Source organism: Pseudomonas sp. S36 (assembly GCF_016647875.1).
GTDB classification, from domain to species: Bacteria; Pseudomonadota; Gammaproteobacteria; order Pseudomonadales; family Pseudomonadaceae; genus Aquipseudomonas; species Aquipseudomonas parafulva.
This window is the reverse complement of the sequence record NZ_JACVVG010000016.1, coordinates 45208-62238: the sequence shown is the minus strand read 5'-3', so window position 1 is coordinate 62238 and position 17031 is coordinate 45208. Positions and strand designations below refer to the sequence as shown.

The window sequence follows — 17031 nt, the reverse complement described above, 5'->3', positions numbered from 1 at the left end:
ATGAGCGCACTTTCTGGTGAAACCCACGTTGCCGTCATCGGTGCCGGGGCCATGGGCGCCGGCATCGCGCAGGTCGCGGCCCAGGCAGGCCACACTGTGATGCTCTACGACACCCGCCCCGGCGCTGCAGCCGAGGGGCTGGCCGGTATCGACCGACAATTGTCACGGCTGGTGGAGAAAGGCAGGTTGCAAGCGGCTGAGCGCGCCGCCATCTGCAACCGGCTGCATCCCGTCGACAGCCTGGAAGCGCTTGCCGATGCCGGCCTGGTGATCGAAGCGATCGTCGAGGACCTGCAGGTCAAGCAGGCCCTGTTCCAGCAGCTGGAGTCGGTGTGCCGCAGCAGCTGCATTCTCGCCAGCAATACCTCCTCCCTGTCCATTACCCGTCTGGCCTCCGGGCTGCAGCGCCCTGAGCAAGTGGTGGGCATGCACTTCTTCAACCCAGCCCCGCTGATGGCCCTGGTAGAGGTCGTTTCCGGCCTGGCTACCGCCCCGGATGTCGCCGCTGTCGTGCATGCCACGGCTCAAGCCTGGGGTAAACGCCCGGTGTATGCGCGCTCCACGCCAGGCTTCATCGTCAACCGGGTAGCACGGCCTTTTTATGCTGAAAGCCTGCGCCTGCTGCAGGAAGGTGCGGCTGACTGCGCCAGCCTCGATGCGGTGTTGCGCGAGGCCGGCGGGTTTCGCATGGGCGCCTTTGAACTCACCGACCTGATTGGGCATGACGTCAACTACGCCGTGACGTGCTCAGTGTTCGAAGCGTTTTATGGCGACCCTCGCTTTCAGCCATCCTTGGCGCAAAAAGAACTGGTGGATGCGGGCCGCCTGGGGCGCAAGAGCGGGCATGGCTTCTACAGCTACCACGAACAGGCCGAACGCCCCCAGCCCGCAGAGCTGTGTAGCGATGCGTCGGTAAGCGCCTGCACCCTGGAAGGCCCCGCGGGCATCCTGCAGCCATTGATTGACCGCTTGCGCGCCGGTGGCGTTGCCGTCGACGGCCGCGCTGGCAGCGGCCTGCTTCGGGTGGGCGATGCGACCCTGGCACTGTCCGACGGGCGCCTGGCCAGCCAGCGCGCTCAAGAGGATGGCCTGCCGAACCTGGTATTGCTCGATCTTGCCTTCGACTATGTCACCGCCACCCGCCTTGCCATCAGCTGGTCGGCCGACACGTCTACCCAGGCGCTGGAGCAGGCCGTGGCATTGCTGCAGCGTGCGGGTTTGCGCGTGACGCCGGTGGCCGACCTGCCTGGCCTGGTGGTGCTGCGCACCGTTGCCATGCTGGCCAATGAAGCGGCCGATGCCGTTTTGCAAGGTGTTGGCACAGCAGCGGACATCGACCTGGCCATGCGCGCAGGCGTCAACTACCCGTGCGGGCCACTGGCATGGGCGTCGGCCATTGGCCTGGCCAACACCTTGCGGGTGCTCGAGAACCTGCAGCATGCCTATGGCGAAAGCCGTTACCGGCCCTCGCTGCTGCTGCGCCGTTGCACGGCCGAGGGAGGGTCTCTGCATGACTGATCACGAACTGGCGCAGGCCTGCGCCCAGGCCATGTACGCCCGCGACCCCGCCAGCCAGGGCCTGGGCATCCGCCTTGAAGCCGTTGCCCCCGGGCGTGTCACCGTCAGCATGGCGGTGCGGGCCGACATGATTCAGGGCCACGGCACCTGCCACGGCGGGTTCCTGTTCGCCCTGGCAGACTCGGCGTTCGCGTTCGCCTGCAACAGCCATGACCAGGCCACCGTAGCCTTGGGCTGCAGCATTGATTACCTGGCACCTGCGCTGCGCGATGACGTGCTCACCGCCAGCGCCGAGGAAGTCAGCCGCAAGGGCCGCACGGGCCTGTACCACGTGCGCATACACAACCAGCACGGAGCGCTGGTGGCGATGTTCCATGGCAAATCCTACAAAGTGCGCGGCACCGTGCTGGCGCAGGAGAGCGAAGATGAATGAACACATGCCCGGCGATGCCTTGATCATCGACGCCATCCGCACCCCCATCGGTCGCTACGGCGGGGCCCTGAGCGGGATCAGGGCCGATGACCTTGCCGCCATACCGCTCAAGGCCCTGATGCAGCGGCACCCGGGGCTGGACTGGCAGGCCGTCGACGATGTCATCCTCGGCTGCGCCAACCAGGCCGGCGAGGACAACCGCAACGTGGCGCACATGGCCAGCCTGCTGGCTGGCCTGCCGGTCGACGTGCCGGGCACTACGCTGAACCGGCTGTGCGGCTCGGGCCTGGATGCCATTGGCAACGCTGCGCGGGCTTTGCGCTGCGGGGAGGCCGGGCTGATGCTGGCAGGCGGTGTGGAGTCCATGTCGCGAGCGCCCTTCGTGATGGGTAAAGCCGAGCAAGCCTTTGGCCGTACAGCCGAACTGTACGACACCACCATCGGCTGGCGCTTCGTCAACCCGGCGCTCAAGCAGTTATACGGCACCGACTCGATGCCAGAGACCGCCGAGAACGTAGCCGATCAGTACGGCATTTCCCGCGCCGACCAGGATGCCTTCGCCCTGCGCAGCCAGCAAAAAGCCGCCGCCGCCCAGGCCCGCGGGCGCCTGGCACAGGAAATCGTGCCGGTCGAGGTTGCCCGGCGCAAAGGCCCGGCCCTGGTGGTAGAGCATGACGAACACGTGCGTGCCGAAACCACGCTCGAGCAGCTTGCTCGCCTTGGTACGCCGTTTCGCGAAGGCGGCACCGTCACGGCGGGCAATGCCTCGGGGGTCAACGACGGCGCCTGCGCGCTGCTGCTGGCCAGCCCCTCGGCGGCGCGCCGTCGTGGGCTGAAGGCCCGTGGCCGCATCGTCGGCATGGCTGTCGCCGGCGTCGAGCCCAGGCTGATGGGCATCGGCCCGGTGCCCGCGACCCGCAAGGTACTCGAACTGACCGGCCTGGCACTGGCAAGCATGGACGTCATCGAGCTCAACGAAGCGTTCGCTGCGCAGGGGCTGGCCGTGCTGCGCGAACTGGGCGTGGCAGACGACGACCCACGGGTCAACCGCAACGGCGGCGCCATTGCCCTCGGGCATCCGTTGGGGATGAGCGGTGCGCGGCTGGTGACCACGGCCCTGCACGAGCTTGAAGAAACCGCCGGGCGCTATGCCCTGTGCACCATGTGCATCGGGGTGGGCCAAGGCATCGCGATGATCATCGAGCGCCTCTGAGCGCCCTGCGTCATCGCCGTGTTACCTAGCGGCGCGCAGCCCTATATGCTGCGTTTATTGCACTCACCGCCCAGTGCCCTGACCGAGGCTACGGCGTACAACAACAATTCGAGTGAAACCATGAACATGTACCATGATGCCGATCGTGCCCTGCTGGACCCGCTGGAAACCGCCAGTGTCGATGCCTTGCGCCAGCACCAGCTGACGCAGTTGCGCTGGAGCCTGAAGCACGCCTACGACAATGTCCCGTTGTACCGTCAGCGCTTTGCCGAATGCGGTGCTCACCCCGATGACCTGCGTTGCCTGGAAGACCTGGCGAAGTTCCCCTTCACCGGCAAAAGCGACCTGCGTGACAACTACCCCTACGGTATGTTCGCCGTGCCCCAGGAAGAGGTGGTGCGCCTGCATGCCTCCAGCGGCACCACCGGCAAGCCTACGGTGGTGGGCTACACCCAGAACGACATCGACACCTGGGCCAACGTGGTGGCCCGCTCCATCCGCGCTGCGGGTGGGCGCAAGGGTGACAAGGTTCATGTGTCCTACGGTTACGGCCTGTTCACCGGCGGGCTCGGCGCCCACTACGGGGCCGAGCGCCTGGGCTGCACGGTGATCCCCATGTCGGGCGGGCAGACGGAGAAGCAGGTGCAGCTGATTCGCGACTTCCAGCCCGACATCATCATGGTCACGCCGTCCTACATGCTCAACCTGGCCGACGAGATCGAGCGCCAGGGCATCGACCCGCACGCCCTGAAGCTGCGCTTGGGCATTTTCGGCGCCGAGCCATGGACCGACGAACTGCGCCGGTCCATTGAACAGCGCCTGGGCATCCAGGCGCTGGACATCTATGGCCTCTCCGAAATCATGGGCCCCGGGGTGGCGATGGAATGCATCGAGACCAAGGATGGCCCGACCATTTGGGAAGACCACTTCTACCCCGAGATCATCGACCCGGTCACCGGTGCAGTGCTGCCTGACGGGCAGTTGGGCGAGCTGGTGTTCACCTCGCTGAGCAAGGAAGCCCTGCCCATGGTGCGCTACCGCACCCGCGACCTCACCCGGCTGCTACCCGGCACTGCCAGGCCGATGCGGCGCATCGGCAAGATCACCGGCCGGAGCGACGACATGCTCATCATCCGTGGGGTGAACGTATTCCCCACGCAGATCGAGGAGCAGGTGCTGAAAATAAAACAACTTTCAGAGATGTATGAAATACACCTGTATCGCAATGGCAACCTCGACAGCGTCGAGGTGCACGTTGAGCTGCGCGCAGAATGCCAGCACCTCGACGACAGCCAGCGCACGTTGCTCACGGCCGAACTGGCGCGGCAGGTCAAGACCTACATCGGCATCAGCACCCAGGTGCGGTTGCAGCCCTGCGGCACGCTCAAGCGTTCAGAAGGCAAGGCTTGCCACGTTTTTGACAAGCGGCTTGCCAGCTGACTAATCCAGCTGCCCATGAGCCCCGGCCAGTCCGGGGCTTTTTTTTGCACGTCGTGCCCCCGGTGGGGCGGGCTTGCCCGCGAAAATACCTGAACCGATACAAAAATCTCATTTGATACAGCATAAACTGTTTGACGATGTATTATGTATCGCTTACAAATGACGCATGCCCCAGCAGGAGTCGCTCCCATGTACGCACAGCTAGTGGAAACCGGCGTCAAGCACGTCAAGGCCCTGGAAGAAATGTCCCCCGAAGAGCGGCATTTCCAGGAAAAGATCGACGCTGAAATCAAGATCGAGGCCAAGAACTGGATGCCCGAGGCCTACCGCCAAACGCTCATCCGGCAGATCTCGCAGCACGCCCACTCAGAAATCGTCGGCATGCTCCCCGAAGGCAACTGGGTCACCCGCGCCCCCAGCCTCAAGCGCAAGCTGCAACTGATGGCCAAGATCCAGGACGAAGCCGGCCACGGGCTCTACCTGTACAGCGCCATGGAAACCCTGGGGGCCGACCGCGATGATGAAATCGCCAAGCTGCACAGCGGCAAGGCCAAGTACTCCAGCATCTTCAACTACCCCACCCTCAGCTGGGCCGACATGGGCGCTGTAGGCTGGCTGGTGGACGGCGCTGCCATCGTCAACCAGGTGGTGCTGCAACGCACCTCCTATGGCCCCTACGCCCGGGCCATGGTGCGCATCTGCAAGGAAGAAAGCTTTCACCAGCGCCAGGGCTACGAAATCCTCCTGACTATGATGCGCCAGGGCACCCAGGCTCAAAGGGACATGGTGCAGGACGCCATCAACCGCCTGTGGTGGCCCGCCCTGATGATGTTCGGCCCAAGCGACGAGCATTCGCCCAACAGCGCCCAGTCCATGGCCTGGAAAATCAAACGCCAGACCAACGACGAGCTGCGCCAGCGCTTCATCGACCAGACCGTGCCGCAACTCGAACTGCTGGGCTGCACCGCCCCGGACCCGCACCTGAAATGGAACGCCGAGCGCGGCCATTACGACTTTGGCGACATCCAGTGGGACGAGTTCTACGAAGTGATCAAGGGCAATGGCCCCTGCAACCAGGAACGTGTGGCCACCCGGCGCCAGGCCATCGAAGGCGGCGCCTGGGTACGCGAGGCCGCGGTGGCCTATGCGCGCAAGCAGCAGAACAAGAACGCCGCCTGAGCGGCGAATGATGCGGAGATCGAAAATGTCTGTCTGGACCCTCTACGAAGTGTTCGTGCGCAGCAAGCACGGGCTGAACCACAAGCATGTGGGCAGCGTGCACGCCGCCGATGCGGCCATGGCCATGGAAAACGCCCGCGAGCTGTACACCCGTCGCAGTGAAGGCGTCAGCCTGTGGGTGGTGCCTTCGGCCTTGATCACCGCCTCTGCGGCGGATGAAAAGGACCCGCTGTTTGCCCCCGCCGATGACAAGGTGTACCGCCATGCCAGCTTCTACGAGCTGCCCGATGAAGTGGGGCACATGTGAGGTTCGCCATGCATACACAACCCCTGATTCCGTACTTGTTGCTGCTGGGCGACAGTGCCCTGGTGCAGGGCCAACGGCTGTGCGAATGGTGCGGGCGGGCACCGGCCATCGAGGAAGAACTCGCGCTGATGAATGTCGGCCTCGACCTGGTGGGCCAGGCCCGCAACTGGCTGGACTACGCCGCCGAGCTGCTGGGCGACGGTCGCGATGCCGATGACCTGGCCATGCGCCGCGACGAGCGCGCATACCGCAACCTGCTGCTGGTCGAGCAGCCCAATGGTGACTTCGCCGTCACCATGACCCGGCAGTTTTTTTACGACGCCTGGCACCATGCCGTGCTGCAGGGCCTGGCGGGTTCCACCGATGCACGTGTCGCCGGCATCGCGGCGAAGGCACTGAAAGAGGCGACCTACCACCTGCGCCGTTCCAGTGAATGGGTGCAGCGCCTGGGCGGCGGCACCGATGAAAGCCGCCGGCGCATGCTGGCCGCCATCACGCTGCTGTGGCGCTTCACCGTCGAATTGACCGCAGGCAGTGATGACGAAGTGCAGCTTGCCGAAGCGGGCGTGGCCGCAGACCCTGTCGCCGTGGCAAATGCCTGGCGCGAGCAGGTGGCCGCCACCTTCGCCGCCGTGGAGCTGCCCGTGCCCCAGCCTGCCAGCCATTTTTACCTGGATGGGCGCAAGGGCCTGCACACCGAGCACCTGGGCCTGTTGCTGGCCGAGATGCAGTTCCTGCCGAGGGCCTACCCCGATGCAACCTGGTGAACTGATAGCCGGTGACCGCGGCGCCCGGGCCCTGCGCGAGGGTGACCTGGCCCGTGCCTGGGGCGTACTGGCCCAGGTCATGGACCCGGAGGTACCGGTTGTCAGCGTGGTGGACCTGGGCGTGGTGCGGGATGTGGCCTGGCGTGATGGGCACCTGCACCTGGTCGTGACCCCTACCTACTCCGGCTGCCCGGCCACGGAAGTGATCGAAGGCGATATCCGCCAGGCACTGGAGCAGGCCGGGTTCAGTGCGCCTGCGCTGGAGCGGCGCCTGACCCCGGCCTGGAGCAGCGACTGGATCAGCGAGCTGGGCCGCCAGCGCCTGCACGCCTATGGCATTGCCCCGCCCGAAGGCAGCACCAGCAAGGCCAGTTTGTTGGGCAAGCCGCCCGAGGTGCGCTGCCCGCAATGCGGCAGCGCCCATACCGAGCTGCTCAGCCAGTTCGGTTCCACGGCCTGCAAGGCGCTGTATCGCTGCCGCGCGTGCCTTGAGCCGTTCGACTATTTCAAATGCATTTGAGCCGTGGAGAGCACCATGAGCCAGTTTCACAGCCTGACCGTCAAGCAAGTGCGCACTGAGACCCGCGATGCGGTGTCCATCGTCTTCGACGTGCCCGAGCATCTGCAGGCGCAGTTTCGCTTCACCCAAGGTCAGTACCTGGTCATGCGTACGCAGCTGGATGACCAGGAGGTGCGCCGTTCCTATTCCATCTGCAGCGCTGTGCAGGACGGCGAGTTGCGGGTTGCGGTCAAGCGCGTGCCGGGCGGACGCTTTTCGGCGTTTGCCAACGAAGTGCTTCAGCCCGGGCAGCAACTGGACGTGATGCCGCCCGCCGGCAGCTTCTTCGTGTCGCTGGACCCAGCCCGACACGGGCAGTACCTGGGTGTGGCGGCCGGCAGCGGTATCACGCCGTTGCTGTCCATCATCGCCACCACCCTGGCTACCGAGCCCCACAGCCGCTTTACCTTGCTGTACGGCAACCGCGCCAGCGCCAGTGCACTGTTTCGCGACAAGCTCGAAGACCTGAAAAACCAGTACCTCGACCGCCTCAACCTGATCTTCGTGTTCAGCCGCGAGCAGCAGGACGTGGACCTGTACAACGGCCGGATCGACGCAGACAAGTGCGGCCAGTTGTTTACCCGCTGGCTGGATGTGACGGCCCTGGACGCCGCGTTCATCTGCGGGCCACAGGCCATGACCGAGACGGTGCGGGCCAGCCTGCAGGCCAATGGCATGGCCAAGGATCGCATCCACTTCGAACTGTTCGCCGCTGAAGGCAGCCACGCCCGCCGCGAGGCGCGGGCGGCGGCCCGCCAGGTGGACGCTGCCGTCAGCCATATCACCGTGATCAGCGATGGCCGGGCGCTGGCCTTCGACTTGCCGCGCAACACCCAGAGCGTGCTGGATGCAGCCAATGCCATGGGTGCCGAGCTGCCGTATTCGTGCAAGGCCGGGGTGTGTTCCACCTGCAAGTGCCGCGTGGTCGAGGGCGAGGTGGAGATGGACAGTAACCATGCCCTGGAAGACTACGAAGTGGCGGCCGGGTATGTGCTGTCGTGCCAGACGTACCCGGTGAGCGACAAGGTAGTCCTCGACTTCGACCAGCTTTAAAACCGAGCCGCCTGCTTCGCGGGTAAACCCGCTCCCACAGATAAGGCGCTTGTGCAAACCCCTGTGGGAGCGGCGGTGCGGCGATCCGATTTACCCGCGAAGAGGCCCTGAGCAACACCGCAACACCTGCGTGACCTCAACAAAACAATTACAAAACCAAGAGATCGCTTGCCATGACCCCCGAGCACATAGAAAGCATCACCAATCACCCTGATTTCCAGCACCTGGTGCGGCGCAAGCGCCGCCTCAATGGCAGCCTGACCCTGGCCATGCTGGTGATCTACTACGGCTTCGTGCTGCTGGTGGCCTTCTCCCCCAGCACCTTGGGCCAGTCCCTCAGTGGTGGCGTAACCACCGTCGGCATGCTGGTTGGGGTGCTCATGGTGCTGTTGTCCTTCGCCCTTACCGGAATTTATGTGCACCGCGCCAACCATGTGCTCGACCCGCTCAACGACAAGGTCCGCCAGGAGTGCGCACAATGAACTGGACAGCCATTTCGATGTTCATGGTGTTCGTCTGCTTCACCCTGCTGGTGACCCGCTGGGCTGCCCTGCGCACCCGCTCGGCCAGTGACTTCTACACTGCTGGCGGCGGCCTGACCGGCATGCAGAACGGCCTGGCCATCGCCGGCGACATGATCAGCGCAGCCTCGTTCCTGGGCATCTCGGCCATGATGTTCATGAACGGCTACGACGGGCTGCTGTACGCCCTCGGGGTGCTGGCAGGCTGGCCGATCATCCTGTTTCTGATCGCCGAACGGCTGCGCAACCTGGGCAAGTACACCTTTGCCGATGTGGTGAGCTACCGCCTGGCACAAACCCCCGTGCGGCTGACCTCCGCTTTCGGCACCCTGGTGGTGGCGCTGATGTACCTGGTGGCGCAGATGGTGGGGGCCGGCAAGCTGATCGAGTTGCTGTTCGGCATCAGCTACCTGTACGCGGTCATGCTGGTGGGGGTGCTGATGGTCGCCTATGTCACGTTTGGCGGCATGCTGGCCACCACCTGGGTGCAGATCATCAAGGCGGTGATGCTGCTGTCGGGCACCAGCTTCATGGCATTCATGGTGCTCAAACACTTTGGTTTCAGCACCGAAGCCATGTTCGCCAGTGCCGTGGCCGTGCACGCCAAGGGCCAGGCGATCATGGCCCCCGGGGGGTTGCTGTCCAACCCGATCGACGCCATTTCCCTGGGGCTGGGCATGATGTTCGGCACGGCCGGGCTGCCGCACATCCTCATGCGCTTCTTCACCGTCAGCGATGCCAAGGAAGCGCGCAAGAGCGTGTTCTATGCCACCGGCTTCATCGGCTACTTCTACCTGTTGCTGATCGTGATCGGCTTCGGCGCCATCGTCATGGTCGGCACCGAGCCTGCCTACCGTGATGCCGCTGGGGCCATCATCGGCGGCGGCAACATGGTGGCCGTGCACCTGGCCCAGGCTGTGGGCGGCAACCTGTTCCTAGGCTTCATCTCCGCCGTGGCCTTTGCCACCATCCTGGCGGTGGTGGCCGGCCTGGCCTTGTCGGGCGCTTCTGCCGTGTCCCACGACCTGTATGCGTGCGTGGTTCGCCAGGGCAAGGCCACCGAGCAGGAAGAAATGCGCGTGTCGCGCATCGCCACGCTGATGATCGGCCTGCTCGCCGTCATTCTGGGCCTGCTGTTCGAGTCGCAGAACATCGCCTTCCTTTCCGGGCTGGTGCTGGCCGTGGCCGCCTCGGTCAATTTCCCGGTGCTGCTGCTTTCGATGTTCTGGAAAGGCCTCACCACCCGCGGTGCGGTGTGCGGCAGCCTGGCCGGGCTGGTGTCGGCGGTACTGCTGGTGGTGCTGGGCCCTGCGGTGTGGGTGAACGTACTGCACCACGAGCAGCCGTTGTTCCCCTACAGCAACCCGGCGTTGTTCTCCATGAGCCTGGCGTTTCTGGGTGCCTGGGCATTCTCGGTGACTGACACCTCCGAGCGTGCACGCGAGGAACGCGGCCGCTACCTGGCCCAGTTCATCCGCTCCATGACCGGTATCGGCGCTGCCGGCGCCAGCAAGCATTGACAGCCAAGGCCTATCACCATGTCGGATAAAACAACAACAATGAACCGTACCCCTTTCATGTCAGCAGCGTGCCTGGCCGCCCTCACCCTGCCCTTGCCCGCCTTTGCCGACTTCATCGGCGACAGCCATGCGCGGCTTGAACTGCGCAATCACTACATCAACCGCGACTTCAGGCAGGCCAACGCGCCCCAGGCCAAGGCCGAAGAATGGGCACAGGGGTTCACCGCCCGTGTGGAGTCGGGCTTTACCGAAGGCCCAATTGGCTTTGGCGTCGATGCCATGGGGCAGCTGGGCCTCAAGCTGGACAGCAGCCGCGATCGGCGTAACACCGGCCTGTTGCCCTTTGGCCCGCGCAGCCATGAACCGGTGGATGACTACAGCGAACTAGGCCTGACCGCAAAAGCACGGGTGTCGAAAAGCACCCTGCGCCTGGGCACGCTGCAGCCGATATTGCCGGTGGTGGTGTTCAACGACACGCGCCTGCTGGCCTCCACCTTTCAGGGCGGCCTGCTCACCAGCCAGGAGGTGGACGGCCTGACCCTAAACGCAGGCAGGCTGACCAAGGCCAACCTGCGCGATTCCTCAGGCCGCGATGATATCGGCTACGGCGCCGCCAGCAGCGACCACCTCGACCTGGCGGGCGGCAGCTATGCCATCACCCCGCAGACCAGCGTCAGCTACTACTACGCCAAACTGCAGGACATCTACCGCCAGCAGTTCATCGGTCTGGTCGACACACGCCCCTTGGGCGAAGGGCTGAGCCTGCGCAGCGACCTGCGCTATTTCGACAGCCGCAGCGATGGTGCACAGCGTGCGGGCGACATCGACAACCACAACTTCAACGCCATGTTCACCCTGGGGGTACGTGCCCACAAGTTCACAGCCACCTGGCAACAGATGTCCGGAAGCAGCGCCTTCCCGTTCGTCAATGGCGGCGACCCGTTCACCGTGAACCTGGTCACCTACAACACCTTCACCCGCGCCGGGCTGGACTCCTGGCAACTGCGCTACGACTACGATTTCGTCGCGCTGGGCATCCCCGGGCTGAGTTTCATGACCCGCTACACCGATGGCCGCGGTGCACACACCGCCGCCACCAGCAACGGCCGTGAGCGTGAGCGCGACACGGACCTCACCTATGTGATCCAGAGCGGCCCGTTCAAGGACGTGAGCCTGCGCTGGCGCAACGTCACCTTCCGCTCCGGCAACGGGCTGACCAATGCCGTTGACGAGAACCGCCTGATCATCGGCTACACCCTGGCGCTGTGGTAAGCGCCCCTTCACTTGACTCGCCTGGAGAAACGCATGTCTGCCGCCCCTACCCTGCAAAGCTTCATCGCCGGCCGCTGGCTGGGCCAACACGGTGCCCAGGCCCTGCGCAGCGCCCTTGACGGGCACACACTCGCCTACAGCCATGAGGAACGCCCCGACTTCGCCGAGGCTGTGGACTTCGCCCGCCAACGCGGGTTGCCCAGCCTGATGGGCATGGACTTCCAGCAGCGCGCTGCACGCCTCAAAGCCATCGCACTGTACCTGGCCGAACGCAAGGAACAGCTGTATGCCCTGTCTCACCACAGCGGCGCCACCCGCGCCGACAGCTGGATCGACATAGAAGGCGGCAATGCAACGCTGTTTTCATATGCCGGTATCGGCAGCCGGGAGTTGCCGTCCGGCAATGTGCTGCACGAGGGCCCGGCCATGGCACTGGGCAAGCTCGGGCATTTCGCCGGCACCCATATCCTGGTGCCGCGTGCGGGTGTGGCGGTGCACATCAACGCCTTCAACTTCCCTATCTGGGGCATGCTGGAAAAGTTCGCGCCCACCTTCCTGGCTGGCATGCCGTGCATCGTCAAGCCGGCCACCTCGACCAGCTACCTGACCGAAGCGGTGGTACGCCTGATGCACGCCTCCGGGCTTCTGCCCGAAGGCAGCCTGCAACTGGTGATCGGCAGCACCGGCGACCTGCTCGATCGCCTGCAAGGGCAGGACGTAGTGACGTTCACCGGCTCCGCAGACACCGCCGCCAAGCTGCGCGTCACCCCTAACCTGGTACGCCACTCGGTACCGTTCACCGCCGAGGCCGATTCGCTCAACTGCGCCATTCTTGGGCCCGACGTCAGCCCGGACAGCGAGGCATTCGAGCTGTACATCAAGGAGGTGGTGCGCGAAATGACCACCAAGGCCGGCCAGAAATGCACCGCTATCCGCCGCGCCATCGTGCCGGCCAGGCATATCGACGCCGTTGCCACGCGCCTGCGTGAGCGCCTGGCCAAGGTGGTGGTCGGTGACCCTTCGGTGGAGGGCGTGCGCATGGGCGCCCTGGCGTCTCATGACCAGCAGCGCGATGTGGCCGAACGTGTGCGCAGCCTGTTGCACAGTTGCGATCAGCTGTTCGGGGCCAGCGACGGGTTCGCCCCCCGCGGCGAAGGCGTTGCCGAAGGCGCATTCTTCGCGCCGACCTTGCTCCAGGCCCGCGACCCCCATGCCGAAGGCGGCGCCCACGACATCGAGGCCTTCGGCCCGGTGAGCACGCTGATGGCCTACCACGACCTGGACGAAGCCCTGGCCCTCGCGGCCCGTGGCAAAGGCAGCCTGGTGGCCACCCTGGTGACCAGCGACCGCGCAGTGGCAGCCAAGGCGGTTCCCGTCGCAGCCGCCTGGCATGGCCGGCTGCTGGTGCTGGACAGCGAAGCGGCCAAGGAATCCACCGGCCACGGCTCGCCACTGCCGCAGCTCAAGCATGGCGGGCCTGGGCGCGCCGGTGGCGGTGAAGAACTGGGCGGCCTGCGCGCGGTCAAGCATTACCTGCAACGCGCCGCCGTACAGGGCTCACCCAGCATGCTCAGCGCAGTCACCGGTGAGTATGTGCGTGGCGGCGAAGTGATCGAAACCGAGGTGCACCCCTTCCGCCGCTACTTCGAACAGCTGCGCATCGGTGAGTCGCTGCTCACCCACCGGCGCACGGTCACCGAAGCCGACCTGGTGAACTTCGGTTGCCTGTCGGGCGATCATTTCTACATGCACTTCGACGAGATTGCCGCCAAGGCCTCGCAGTTTGGCAAGCGCATTGCCCATGGCTACTTCGTGTTGTCGGCCGCCGCCGGGCTGTTCGTCTCCCCCGGCGAAGGGCCCGTGCTGGCCAACTATGGCCTGGACACCCTGCGCTTCATCAACCCGGTAGGCATCGGCGATACCATTCAGGCGCGCCTGACCTGCAAGCGCAAGATCGACCAGGGCAAGGCCAGCCCGCTGGGCCAACCCCAGGGGGTGGTGGCCTGGGATGTGGAAGTGACCAATCAGCTGGGGGAAGTGGTTGCCAGTTATGACATCTTGACACTAGTGCTCAAGCAACCTGTATAAGCGGCAGCAGCCGTCGCGGCCCCGAGCCGTGCGCCGCGACGGCTGCACAAGCGATTCAGCAAGGTGGTGGCCTCTGGCTATTTAGTACATCCGTCCTAATCGCCCCGCCTGACTCGTGGGTTTATAGTTCGGGGATAACACCGCCAAGGAAGCTTCTTCATGACCCCCTTCAAACTGCTCATCAGTGCTGCCATCCTGGTCGGCGTGGCCGGCTGCCAGACCGTCAAGCCTTCTGACGAAACCCTCAAGCAACGTACCGAACTGGTGCTGAACACGAAGGTGTCCCGGATCGCGGACGTGCGCAACGACAGCACCATTACCTATTACACGGCAGCCACTGGCAAAGGACGATTCGAGTGTCAGATCCCGAGCGGCGGCCTGGTGGCGGTGGCGGGGATGGGTATCTACCAACCCTCACCCAGCTGCGTGAAGGAAGGCGAAACCCCGAGGCTGCAGTAGCAGCTGATACAGCGCTGGTTTAACCGACCGGCGCCGCCGAACCTTCGCACAACGTGCGCAGGGCGGCCCGCAGCTCGGCTGGGCGCACGGGTTTGGACAATACCGCGATGTCGCGACCCTGCACCACTGCCTGGATTCTGTCCGGGTCATGGCCGGTCATGATCAGCGCTGGCACTGCCCACCCCCGCTGCGCCCGCAACCGTTCAATGCAATCCACACCGGTCGCCTCTTGTCCCAGATCATAGTCCGCCACGATCACGTCGCAGTCACGGTTGGTGACCTGCGCCGAACTGTGCGCAGCCACCTCGCACCCCCAGCGCTGCAGCAGCCCGGTGGTCGCGCGCAACACATTGTGGTCATCCTCGATCAAGCATACCCGCAAGCCGCTCAGCATGCCGGGCGCTGCCAGTGTCTGTTCAGTAACGATCTTTTGGGTTTGCGCAGCCAGGCGCGGCAAGCCTTGCAGGGCCAGTGTGGTGCCATGCCCCAGCCGCGAGCGCAATTGCACGTGCAAACCCATCAACCGGCCCAGCCTGCGCACAATCGACAGGCCCAGCCCCACGCCTTCGATGTCCTTGTCACGCACCTGCCGTACCCGATAGAACTCTTCGAAGACCAGCGCCTGGTGCGCCGGGTCGATACCCCTGCCCTGGTCGCAGATGACAATGGCCAGCCCGTCACCACAGCGCCTTACGGCAATCAGCAGGGGGCGCTGCGCGGCGTACTTGAAGCTGTTGGACAGCACGTTCTGCACCATGGTGGCCAGCATGCCGCGGTCAGCCCGTGTCCAGTGGGGGCAGGGGCGCAGGCGTATGTCCACGCCGGCCCACCGGGCTGCTTCAGCGTTCTGGCGCACCAGCTCGGCCAGAAATTCGCCCAGCGCAAAGGTTTCGTAGCGAGGCTGAACGCGCCCGTTGTCCAGGGTGTACAGGTCCAGAATCGAACGGAACAGCTGCGACACGTTCAACAGCGAACGGTCGATGCTGTCCACCAGGCGGCGTTCTTCTTCCCCCAGCCGTGCCTCGCGCAGGCACGCCGTGAACAGGCTGATGGAGTGAATCGGCTGGCGCAGGTCATGGCTGGCCTGGGCCAGAAAACGCGATTTTTCGCGGTTGGCCGCCGCCGCCTGCTCCGACGCCTTGCGGGTGCGCTCCAGCAGCAAGTGGGCGTAGCCGGGTATTACCGTGCTGGTGACCAGCAGCATCAGCACCATGAACGGGTTGGCCTGCCAGTACGGGGTAATCTGGTACACGGCCAGCAGCGCCACCAGCGCAAGGCCAGTGGCAATCGCCAGGTAGCGCGAGCCAAAGCGCATGCCGTTGCCCAAGTTCACCCACACCATCACTGCGTACAGCGGCAATGCGGGCTCGCCGCCCACCACCAGGCCAAAGCAGGTGCCGGTGTAGTCATGCACCATGCCCAGCACCCGCCGCCAGGGGTAGTGGCCGGGCCAGCGGGCGATGGCTTGGCGCAAAGCCACCGACACCAACAGAAAAATGAAAATGTAGCAGCTTACGATGAGATGGACGCCAGGCGTGCTGCCGGGCAGAAACACCAGCAGGCTGACGTACACCAGTGCACAACTGCCCACCACCAGGCGCAGGTTGGCTTGGTCCAGTTCGTTGTTCTTGTCCAGTTCCATGGGCATTGTCCTTTTCGTGCGGCTGCATCAAGCGGGCGCGAGCAGGCCCTTCTTGGAGGGGATGCTAAGTTAACATGGTTGGATCCAACCTCGGCCATAGGGAGTTGCCAGGCGTGAAGTGTCGCATCATTGTGGCGGATGACCATCCGCTGTTCAGGGAAGCCATGGTGCGCACCGTGCAGCGCGTGCTGCCGGGTGCTTGCGTGGAAGAAGCAGGGAGGCTGGACGAGGTGATCGCCCTGGCCGTGGTCGGGGACGTGCCAGACACGCTGATACTGGACCTGCGTTTCCCTGGTTTGGCAGACATCGCCAGCCTGGCGCAGCTGCGCCGGCAGTGGCAGCGCACTACGCTGATCATCGTGTCCATGGTGGATGACCCGGTGATCATCGAGCAGGTCATGGCCACAGGCGTGGACGGATTTATTGGCAAGAGCCTGGGCGCTGATGAAATCGGGGCGGCCATCCTGGCCATTCGCCAGGGCGATGTGCTGGTTCGGTACCTGCCTTCAGGGTTGCTGCCCAGCCTCGACGCCGAGCAGGGCGTGGAGCAGCTCACCCAGCGTCAGCAGGAAGTGCTGCAACTCATTGCCCAAGGCAAGACCAACAAGGAAATCGCCAAGGAATTGGACATCTCGCCGTTTACCGTGCGCATCCATGTGTCATCACTGTTGAAAGCGTTGAACGTCAGCTCCCGCACCGCGGCCGCAGTCAAGTACACCGGCAGTTGAACCGTTGGTCCGGGTTGAGCCAACTGACGGGGACCTCTCACACGTCAAGCGCTTCTCACACTATGAGAGGTCATCGGTGGCTTGGCCTCTCACTCCTGTGTTGGCCCGCCCATAGGCGGGCCCTTTTACCCGGACGGAGGGCGCAAACATGAGTACCAGGCACTGGATGGGTGGCGGTAACGTGCAGGATGATTGGCCGGAACTCGAACCAGACCGGCGTAACGACCGGGTGGATGACCCTGACACAGACCCTGGCATAGCAGATGACGAACAAAACCGGCCAGCCGTGCCTGCCAGTGATCCCGAGTCAGGGGCCTGACAGGGCGTTATCA

16 protein-coding genes and 1 pseudogene are annotated in these 17031 nt (G+C 64.5%); 16 read left to right on the top strand and 1 reads right to left on the bottom strand.

What is annotated here, in order from left to right; all coding sequences use genetic code 11:
- From paaH to IAE36_RS11595, 14 genes and pseudogenes are all read left to right on the top strand, one after another.
- Positions 1 to 1518 (top strand): 3-hydroxyacyl-CoA dehydrogenase PaaH, encoded by a 1518-nt coding sequence (gene paaH / locus IAE36_RS11660; RefSeq protein WP_201212503.1) that lies wholly within the window; start codon positions 1 to 3, stop codon positions 1516 to 1518.
- Complete coding sequence (paaI, locus tag IAE36_RS11655) at positions 1511 to 1951, top strand: hydroxyphenylacetyl-CoA thioesterase PaaI (RefSeq protein WP_060483406.1); 441 nt, start codon at positions 1511 to 1513, stop codon at positions 1949 to 1951. Before paaH ends, paaI begins: the two co-directional genes overlap by 8 nt.
- Positions 1944 to 3164 (top strand): 3-oxoadipyl-CoA thiolase, encoded by a 1221-nt coding sequence (gene pcaF / locus IAE36_RS11650; RefSeq protein WP_201212501.1) that lies wholly within the window; start codon positions 1944 to 1946, stop codon positions 3162 to 3164. The genes paaI and pcaF overlap by 8 nt, the downstream gene beginning before the upstream one ends.
- Positions 3165 to 3284: 120 nt before the next feature.
- Entirely contained in the window at positions 3285 to 4604 is a 1320-nt protein-coding gene (paaK, locus tag IAE36_RS11645; RefSeq protein WP_028633992.1) for a phenylacetate--CoA ligase PaaK, read from the top strand.
- A gap of 189 nt (positions 4605 to 4793) precedes the next feature.
- On the top strand, positions 4794 to 5783 hold the full coding sequence (paaA, locus tag IAE36_RS11640; RefSeq protein ID WP_028633993.1) for a 1,2-phenylacetyl-CoA epoxidase subunit PaaA: 990 nt from the start codon (positions 4794 to 4796) through the stop codon (positions 5781 to 5783).
- A gap of 25 nt (positions 5784 to 5808) precedes the next feature.
- Positions 5809 to 6090 (top strand): 1,2-phenylacetyl-CoA epoxidase subunit PaaB, encoded by a 282-nt coding sequence (gene paaB, locus IAE36_RS11635; protein WP_028633994.1) that lies wholly within the window; start codon positions 5809 to 5811, stop codon positions 6088 to 6090.
- A gap of 8 nt (positions 6091 to 6098) precedes the next feature.
- Positions 6099 to 6857: a 1,2-phenylacetyl-CoA epoxidase subunit PaaC gene (gene paaC, locus IAE36_RS11630; RefSeq protein ID WP_201212499.1), complete on the top strand. Its 759-nt coding sequence runs from the start codon at positions 6099 to 6101 to the stop codon at positions 6855 to 6857.
- Positions 6844 to 7377, top strand: a complete 534-nt coding sequence (gene paaD / locus IAE36_RS11625; RefSeq protein ID WP_028633996.1) for a 1,2-phenylacetyl-CoA epoxidase subunit PaaD — start codon at positions 6844 to 6846, stop codon at positions 7375 to 7377. The genes paaC and paaD overlap by 14 nt, the downstream gene beginning before the upstream one ends.
- A 15-nt stretch (positions 7378 to 7392) precedes the next feature.
- Complete coding sequence (paaE, locus tag IAE36_RS11620; protein WP_201212497.1) at positions 7393 to 8469, top strand: 1,2-phenylacetyl-CoA epoxidase subunit PaaE; 1077 nt, start codon at positions 7393 to 7395, stop codon at positions 8467 to 8469.
- Positions 8470 to 8642: 173 nt separating this feature from the next.
- Positions 8643 to 8951, top strand: a complete 309-nt coding sequence (locus IAE36_RS11615; RefSeq protein ID WP_060483402.1) for a DUF485 domain-containing protein — start codon at positions 8643 to 8645, stop codon at positions 8949 to 8951.
- A pseudogene (locus IAE36_RS11610) lies at positions 8942 to 10510 on the top strand (cation acetate symporter); the annotation flags it as partial. The gene IAE36_RS11615 and the pseudogene IAE36_RS11610, both read left to right, overlap by 10 nt.
- A 39-nt stretch (positions 10511 to 10549) precedes the next feature.
- Entirely contained in the window at positions 10550 to 11782 is a 1233-nt protein-coding gene (locus IAE36_RS11605; RefSeq protein WP_201212493.1) for an OprD family porin, read from the top strand.
- A gap of 33 nt (positions 11783 to 11815) precedes the next feature.
- Positions 11816 to 13870 carry a phenylacetic acid degradation bifunctional protein PaaZ gene (gene paaZ, locus IAE36_RS11600; protein ID WP_201212491.1) on the top strand — a complete coding sequence of 685 codons (2055 nt, stop codon included), beginning with the start codon at positions 11816 to 11818 and terminating at the stop codon, positions 13868 to 13870.
- 159 nt (positions 13871 to 14029) lie between these two features.
- Positions 14030 to 14329 (top strand): hypothetical protein, encoded by a 300-nt coding sequence (locus IAE36_RS11595; protein ID WP_028634002.1) that lies wholly within the window; start codon positions 14030 to 14032, stop codon positions 14327 to 14329.
- A gap of 19 nt (positions 14330 to 14348) precedes the next feature.
- On the opposite strand, the gene IAE36_RS11590 is transcribed toward IAE36_RS11595, so the two are convergent.
- Entirely contained in the window at positions 14349 to 15971 is a 1623-nt protein-coding gene (locus IAE36_RS11590; protein WP_201212489.1) for an ATP-binding response regulator, read from the bottom strand.
- A gap of 113 nt (positions 15972 to 16084) precedes the next feature.
- Between IAE36_RS11590 and IAE36_RS11585 the strand changes: the two genes are divergently transcribed.
- The gene (locus tag IAE36_RS11585) at positions 16085 to 16699 is read left to right on the top strand and encodes a LuxR C-terminal-related transcriptional regulator (RefSeq protein ID WP_201212487.1); all 615 of its coding nucleotides are present in this window, start codon (positions 16085 to 16087) and stop codon (positions 16697 to 16699) included.
- A 148-nt stretch (positions 16700 to 16847) separates the two neighbouring features.
- Complete coding sequence (locus tag IAE36_RS11580) at positions 16848 to 17018, top strand: hypothetical protein (RefSeq protein ID WP_154660081.1); 171 nt, start codon at positions 16848 to 16850, stop codon at positions 17016 to 17018.
- Positions 17019 to 17031 lie beyond the last annotated feature (13 nt).

Coding starts and splice junctions, on each gene's coding strand:
- paaH (WP_201212503.1), top strand. CDS start 1: ATGAGCGCACTTTCTGGTGAAACCCACGTTGCCGTCATCGGTGCCGGG.
- paaI (WP_060483406.1), top strand. CDS start 1,511: ATGACTGATCACGAACTGGCGCAGGCCTGCGCCCAGGCCATGTACGCC.
- pcaF (WP_201212501.1), top strand. CDS start 1,944: ATGAATGAACACATGCCCGGCGATGCCTTGATCATCGACGCCATCCGC.
- paaK (WP_028633992.1), top strand. CDS start 3,285: ATGAACATGTACCATGATGCCGATCGTGCCCTGCTGGACCCGCTGGAA.
- paaA (WP_028633993.1), top strand. CDS start 4,794: ATGTACGCACAGCTAGTGGAAACCGGCGTCAAGCACGTCAAGGCCCTG.
- paaB (WP_028633994.1), top strand. CDS start 5,809: ATGTCTGTCTGGACCCTCTACGAAGTGTTCGTGCGCAGCAAGCACGGG.
- paaC (WP_201212499.1), top strand. CDS start 6,099: ATGCATACACAACCCCTGATTCCGTACTTGTTGCTGCTGGGCGACAGT.
- paaD (WP_028633996.1), top strand. CDS start 6,844: ATGCAACCTGGTGAACTGATAGCCGGTGACCGCGGCGCCCGGGCCCTG.
- paaE (WP_201212497.1), top strand. CDS start 7,393: ATGAGCCAGTTTCACAGCCTGACCGTCAAGCAAGTGCGCACTGAGACC.
- IAE36_RS11615 (WP_060483402.1), top strand. CDS start 8,643: ATGACCCCCGAGCACATAGAAAGCATCACCAATCACCCTGATTTCCAG.
- IAE36_RS11605 (WP_201212493.1), top strand. CDS start 10,550: ATGAACCGTACCCCTTTCATGTCAGCAGCGTGCCTGGCCGCCCTCACC.
- paaZ (WP_201212491.1), top strand. CDS start 11,816: ATGTCTGCCGCCCCTACCCTGCAAAGCTTCATCGCCGGCCGCTGGCTG.
- IAE36_RS11595 (WP_028634002.1), top strand. CDS start 14,030: ATGACCCCCTTCAAACTGCTCATCAGTGCTGCCATCCTGGTCGGCGTG.
- IAE36_RS11590 (WP_201212489.1), bottom strand. CDS start 15,971: ATGGAACTGGACAAGAACAACGAACTGGACCAAGCCAACCTGCGCCTG.
- IAE36_RS11580 (WP_154660081.1), top strand. CDS start 16,848: ATGAGTACCAGGCACTGGATGGGTGGCGGTAACGTGCAGGATGATTGG.